The organism is Roseateles sp. (genome assembly GCF_031397715.1).
Classification (GTDB): Bacteria; Pseudomonadota; Gammaproteobacteria; order Burkholderiales; family Burkholderiaceae_C; genus Paucibacter_A.
This window is the reverse complement of sequence record NZ_JANNMI010000065.1, coordinates 1-5,734: the sequence shown is the minus strand read 5'-3', so window position 1 is coordinate 5,734 and position 5,734 is coordinate 1. Positions and strand designations below refer to the sequence as shown.

Here is a 5,734-nt window from a genome sequence, read left to right as displayed (position 1 = left end):
GAATGCCGACCAGGGCGGGCTGTTCGACTTCGACGACTCGCACGCCGCCAGCACCGCCGAGCCCGACTTGGTCGACGCCGCGCCCTGGAGCATCAAGGAGCGGCTGACGCTGGAGAAGACGGCCGTGGGCTTCTACTTGAGCGGCCATTTGTTTGACCAAAGCGGCGAGGAGGTGCGCCGCATGGTCAAGCGCCGGGTCGCCAATATCGAGGATGCGGCACAGAGTCGCGAGGTGGTGATGCTGGCCGGCATCGTCAGCGATCTGCGCGTCATCAACGGCAACCGCGGCCGGGTGGCGATCTTCAAGCTTGACGACAAGAGTGACTTTATCGAGGCGGTCGCCAGCGAGGAGTTGTTGAACGCGCACAAGGAGCTGTTCGTCGACGACGAGTTGCTGATCCTGCAGGGCAAGGTGCAGATGGACCGCTTTGCCGGCGGCTACCGCTTCAATGTGCAGGCGGTCTGGGATCTGGCCGGCGCGCGCGCCCGCTTCGGCAAGTATTTTTATGTGCCGCTTCGGCAAGTATTTTTATGTGCCGGTGCGGTCCAAGTTGCCGGCGCTGCAGGACGTTATCAAGCAATGGCCGGCCAGACGCGTGGTGGACGAACAAGGCAGCGAGCAAGGGCAAGTCTCGCAGGGCTTGAAGATGCTCACCCACCATTTCCTGCTGGGCGAACAGGCCGGGGCCGAGTTCAAGATCGAGCTGGGCGAGGACAGCCGTTTTTGGCCCTGTGATGAGGCCTTGGCCCAGCTCAGGCAAGCGACGCTTGAGCCCCAGCCGGGGCCGTTGTCGCAAATCATCTACGACTGAGGAATCGAGCCGGGAATGCCCCCTGTTCCGGGGCTTCGGCCGGGCTAACTAGGCGATGATTCAGGCCATTGCCGACCATGCCTAACGCCCATCCGCCTCTTATCAACGCTGCCCCAAGGCCATCACCTGCTGGGCTTTGTGGACTGATCCTCACCGGAGGCGGCGCGCGTGCGGCTTACCAGGTCGGCGTGTTGGCGGCGGTGGCGCAGCTGCGCCGTGATGCGGGCCTCAGCGGCGCCAGCCCTTTCCCCATCATCGCCGGCACCTCGGCCGGTGCCATCAACGCGGCCACCTTGGCCTGCCATGCGGACGACTTTGACGGCGCCGTCGATGGCTTGGTCCATCTGTGGCAGAACCTGCATGTCGGCCAGATTTACAGCGCCGACGCCTTCGGCATCATCCGCACCGGTGCGCGTTGGCTGAGGTTGATGAGCCTGGGTTGGGCGGTGGCGCGCTGGCGCCGCACCCAGCCGCGCAGTCTGCTCGACAACTCTCCGCTGGCCGCCTTGCTGCAACGCTGGATTCAGATGGAGCGCCTGGACGAAATGCTGGCGGCCGGCCATATGCATGCGCTGGCCATCAGCGGGTCCAGCTACACGTCGGGTCAACACGTGACGTTTTACCAAACCCACAAGCCCATCAAACCCTGGCTGCGTTCGCAGCGCATCGCGGTCAAGGCGCAGTTGACCGTCGAGCACTTGACGGCTTCATCGGCGATCCCGTTTATCTTCCCGGCTCAGTCACTCGACTTGGACGGTCAGCCCGAATGGTTCGGAGACGGCTCGATGCGCCAGAGCGCGCCGATCTCGCCGGCCATCCACCTTGGCGCCGAGCGGGTCTTGGTGATTGGCGCGGGGCGCATGCATGAGCCGCCGGGTAGTCGGCGCGCTGCGCTGATCACGGGCCACCCCAGCATGGCGCAGATTGCCGGTCATGCCTTGTCGAACATATTTTTGGATGCACTGGCGGTCGATGTGGAGCGTTTGCAGCGCATCAACAATACCTTGGCGCTGCTGCCGCAGCAGGCCCGCGACGCCACGCCCTTGCGGCCGATTGAGGTGTTGGTGATCGCGCCCAGTCGGCGCCTGGATGATTTGGCGGCCGAGCATCAGGGCAGCTTGCCGCCGACCATCAAAGGCCTCTTGCGCAGCGTCGGCGTGGCCGGTGAGGGCAAGGGCGCGAGTGGCTCGGCGCTCACCAGTTACTTGCTGTTTGAGCCCTCGTTCACCGGCGACTTGATCAATCTAGGCATGAGCGACACGCTGGCCAGGCGTGCCGAGGTGCAGGCCTTTTTTGGCTGGCCCGCCCAGGCCCTGCAATGTGACCCGGCCGCGATGCGCCGGCGCAAGGCCGGCTTTGCCGAGACGATGCCTGCCGCTGTCGATCAATCGACGTAGGCTTGACCGTTCACGCGCAGGCCCAGCGCCGAGAGCTTTTTGGCGCTGCTCGGGCCAATGCCGCGCACCCGTTGGCGCAGATCGGCCCAATTGCTGAACGGCGCGTTGGCGCGTGCAGTCAGCAGCCGCTCGACCAGCTGTACGCCCAGGCCGGGCAGCGACTCCAGTTCGGCGCGGCTGGCTTGATTGAGCTCCAGCAACAGTTTTTCCTGCGCCAGCAGCGGCGCACAGAGTCCGCTCAAACTGGTGATGAGTAGCGCGCGCCGCCGCATCATCATTGCTACTCGCCGTGCTGGGCCCGCACCATGGCGGCATAGGCACCGTCGTGGGCTAACAGCTGGGCATGCGAGCCGCTTTCCAGCAGCCGGCCCGCACCCAGCACATGAATGGTGTCGGCCGAACGAATGGTGGACAAACGGTGGGCGATCACGAGCAGGGTTTTGCGGCCCTGCCATTGCTCAAGTGCTTGCTGCACGGCGCGCTCGCTCTCGGTATCCAGGGCCGACGTCGCTTCATCGAAAACCCAGATGGGCGCGTCCTTGTAGAGCGCACGCGCAATCGCCAAGCGCTGGCGCTGGCCGCCCGACAGCTTGCTGCCGTTGGCGCCGATGATGGTCTGCAGGCCCTGCGGCAGACCGACGGCAAAGTCCCACAGATTGGCGGCGCGCAGCGCCTGTTCAAGCTTGGCCTCATCAATCGGCTGGGCGTAGGCGATGTTGTCGGCCACCGAGGCGTCGAACAAGACAATGTCTTGCGACACCACCGCGAACTGGCGGCGCAGATTGCCCTTGCGGATGTCGCTGACGGGGGCGCCGTCGATCAGGATCTGGCCGGAGTCGGCCTGGCCAAACCCCAATAGCAAGTGCACGATGGAACTTTTGCCGGCCCCCGAGGCACCCACCAGGGCGGTGGTTTGGCCGGCCTTGATGCTGAGCGTCAGCCCGTCCAGCGCGGGCCGCTCGGCGTCCGGGTACTGCAGATGCACGTCCTGTATCAGGATCTCGCCCTTGCAGTCCTGCAGTTCGCGCGTGCCCTTGTCGGGCTCGACCGGCATGTCCAGCAAGCTCATGCAGCCGCGCGCGATCACCAAGGCGCTGGTGACGGGCGGCATCAGATCACTTAAATGGCGCAGGCGCGATGTCAGCAAAAGCAGGCCGGTGATGAAGGCTGCGAATTCGCCCACGCCGGTATTGGCTTGGCGGGCTTGCAACAAGGCCAGGCAAACGATCAGGGACAAACCCCAGCTCGCGACAAACTGTGACAGTGGCTGCGTCATGGCCGCAGCGGCTGCGGACTTGAGGTTGTTGCGCTGCACCTCTTTGGCCAGCGCGTTGAAATGGGCGCGCTCATGCTCGGCACCGTCAAAGCTGCGCACCACGCGCCAGGCGCGCGTCAGGTCGTCGACCTTGTTGACCAGCTGCAGCTGCGCGTCATAGGCAATGCCGCCCAGCCTGCGCACCCGGGTGGCGACCTTGCGCATCACAAAGGCCATCAAAGGTGTGGTGATCAAGGACAGCAAGGTCAGCTGCCAGTTCAACATAAACAGATAGCCAAGAATCGCCACCGCCGGCAGGCCGTCGCGCAAGACACTGATGAAGGGGTTGGTTAGCATGCCCATCACTTGCTGCGGGTCGTTCACCACCTTGGTGACCGCCGTGCCCGGCTGCAAGCTGGTGAAGACGCGAGCGTCGGCCTTCAAGAGGGTGTCGAGCAGCGCGCAACGGAAATCCATCACCACCCGCGTCACCGACCAGTTCAGCAGGTACTGGCCTAAAAAGCCCAGCAAGCCGCGCAAACCGAACAGCCCGATCAAGACCACCGGTACCCACCAGACCGAGAACGAATTGTCCGCAAAGCCTTGACCAAACACGGTCTTGATCAGGTGCGGGATCAAGGGTTCGGTGGCGGCTGCCGCCGCGTACACCAGCAGCGTCAGAGACAGGCCGGCGCGGTAGGGTTTGACGAAGCGCATCAGGCGCTTGGCCACGGGTTTGAGATCGGAAGAGTCAGTCGTCATGGCGGGGGATTGTCGCTGGCATTTTGGATGCTTGGGGTCGAGCGCTTTGGCACGCCGGCCTACGTTGATAATGGCATGCTGCGACTGGCCTGCTTTTTACTTTTGATAGGCAATACCCATGAATTCATTGTTTCTTCGCAACCTTGCCGAGCATCAGCAACTGATGACCGTTTTGCACGCACTGGACGCCGAGGTTGCGCAGGCTGGCCAGGTCCTGGCCAAGGTCTTGAGCCAGGGCGGCAAGATCATGTTTTGCGGCAATGGCGGCTCGGCCGCCGACAGCCAGCACCTGGCGGCCGAGTTGACAGGCCGCTTCATCAAGGACCGCCGCCCGCTGGCAGCGATTGCGCTCAGCACCGACACATCAGCCTTGACCTGCATCGCCAATGACTACGCGTTCGAGCAGGTGTTCGCGCGCCAGCTGATCGCGCTGGCGCGCTCGGGCGACGCTTTGGTGGCGATCTCGACCTCGGGCAATTCGGCCAATGTGCTGCGTGCGGTCGAGGCGGCCAAGGCGGCCGGCGTCTACACGCTGGGCCTGCTGGGCCGCGACGGCGGGCAACTGCTGGGCCTGTGCGATGCTTCCATCGTGGTGCCACATGCGGTGACGGCGCGCATCCAGGAGGCGCATATCCTGATCGGCCACACCTTGTGCGGGCTGATCGAGGCCGAGCTGGGCCTGGATTGAGAGGGTCGGGTCTGTGACTAAGAACTTACTTCAAGGCCTCCCCAGCCGCGAGTTGCTGGCAAAGAAGCGCGTGCTGGTGGTCGGTGACGTCATGCTGGACCGTTACTGGCACGGCGCGGTCGAGCGCATCTCGCCCGAGGCTCCCGTGCCGGTGGTGCGGGTGGAGCGCGAGGAAGAGCGCTTGGGCGGTGCCGCCAATGTGGCGCTGAACGTCAAGATGCTGGGCGCCCGCACGACCCTGCTGACCGTGGTTGGCCGTGATCAGCCCGCCGTCAAGTTGCGCGAACTGCTGCATGCCCAGGGCGTCGAGACGGTGCTGCGCGACGACCCCAAGCTGCAGACCATCGTCAAGCTGCGCGTGATCGGGCGGGCGCAACAGTTGCTGCGCATCGATTTCGAGAACGAGCCCGATCATGAGCTGCTGGGCGAGATGACCGAGGCGTTTGAGCAGCAACTGGCCGACCATGATCTGGTGCTGTTCTCTGACTATGGCAAGGGCGGTCTGGCCCATATCCCGCGCATGATCGAGCTTGCCCGGGCTGCGGAAAAGCCGGTGCTGGTCGACCCCAAAGGCATTGATTTTCAACGTTATGCCGGCGCCACCGTGATCACGCCGAACCGCGCCGAGTTGGCGCTGGTCAGCGGCCAATGGCGCAGCGAGGCGGATCTGAAAGCCAAGGTCGACGCGCTCAGGGCGGCCATCGGCGTCGAGGCGGTCTTGCTGACCCGCTCAGAGGAAGGCATGACGCTGTTCACGGCCGCTGGCAGCAGCCATGAGCCGGCGCAGGCGCGCGAGGTGTTCGATGTGACCGGCGCCGGC

At 64.4% G+C, this 5,734-nt stretch carries 6 protein-coding genes; 4 read left to right on the top strand and 2 right to left on the bottom strand.

The genetic code is table 11. The features are described 5' to 3' along the window. Together RMO57_RS03025 and RMO57_RS03020 are read left to right on the top strand one after the other, a co-directional pair. The coding region (locus RMO57_RS03025) for an OB-fold nucleic acid binding domain-containing protein (protein ID WP_414896369.1) at positions 1 to 736 on the top strand (736 nt) is incomplete at its 5' end. Positions 737 to 889: 153 nt separating this feature from the next. After that, on the top strand, positions 890 to 2,209 hold the full coding sequence (locus tag RMO57_RS03020) for a patatin-like phospholipase family protein (protein ID WP_310384089.1): 1,320 nt from the start codon (positions 890 to 892) through the stop codon (positions 2,207 to 2,209). Here the strand turns inward: RMO57_RS03020 and RMO57_RS03015 are convergent. Both RMO57_RS03015 and RMO57_RS03010 read right to left on the bottom strand, forming a co-directional pair. Beyond that, positions 2,197 to 2,487 (bottom strand): ComEA family DNA-binding protein, encoded by a 291-nt coding sequence (locus RMO57_RS03015; RefSeq protein ID WP_310384087.1) that lies wholly within the window; start codon positions 2,485 to 2,487, stop codon positions 2,197 to 2,199. The genes RMO57_RS03020 and RMO57_RS03015 overlap by 13 nt on opposite strands. Before the next feature lie 2 nt (positions 2,488 to 2,489). Further along, positions 2,490 to 4,226: an ATP-binding cassette domain-containing protein gene (locus RMO57_RS03010; protein WP_310384085.1), complete on the bottom strand. Its 1,737-nt coding sequence runs from the start codon at positions 4,224 to 4,226 to the stop codon at positions 2,490 to 2,492. Between the two features lie 118 nt (positions 4,227 to 4,344). Here RMO57_RS03010 and RMO57_RS03005 point away from each other — a divergent pair, with 118 nt between their 5' ends. Then, positions 4,345 to 4,914: a D-sedoheptulose 7-phosphate isomerase gene (locus RMO57_RS03005; RefSeq protein ID WP_310384083.1), complete on the top strand. Its 570-nt coding sequence runs from the start codon at positions 4,345 to 4,347 to the stop codon at positions 4,912 to 4,914. A gap of 13 nt (positions 4,915 to 4,927) precedes the next feature. Beyond that, the coding region (locus RMO57_RS03000) for a bifunctional heptose 7-phosphate kinase/heptose 1-phosphate adenyltransferase (RefSeq protein ID WP_310384080.1) at positions 4,928 to 5,734 on the top strand (807 nt) is incomplete at its 3' end.

Excerpts from the sequence above, each read along its gene's own strand:
- RMO57_RS03020 (WP_310384089.1), top strand. The coding sequence starts at position 890 with ATGCCTAACGCCCATCCGCCTCTTATCAACGCTGCCCCAAGGCCATCA.
- RMO57_RS03015 (WP_310384087.1), bottom strand. The coding sequence starts at position 2,487 with ATGATGATGCGGCGGCGCGCGCTACTCATCACCAGTTTGAGCGGACTC.
- RMO57_RS03010 (WP_310384085.1), bottom strand. The coding sequence starts at position 4,226 with ATGACGACTGACTCTTCCGATCTCAAACCCGTGGCCAAGCGCCTGATG.
- RMO57_RS03005 (WP_310384083.1), top strand. The coding sequence starts at position 4,345 with ATGAATTCATTGTTTCTTCGCAACCTTGCCGAGCATCAGCAACTGATG.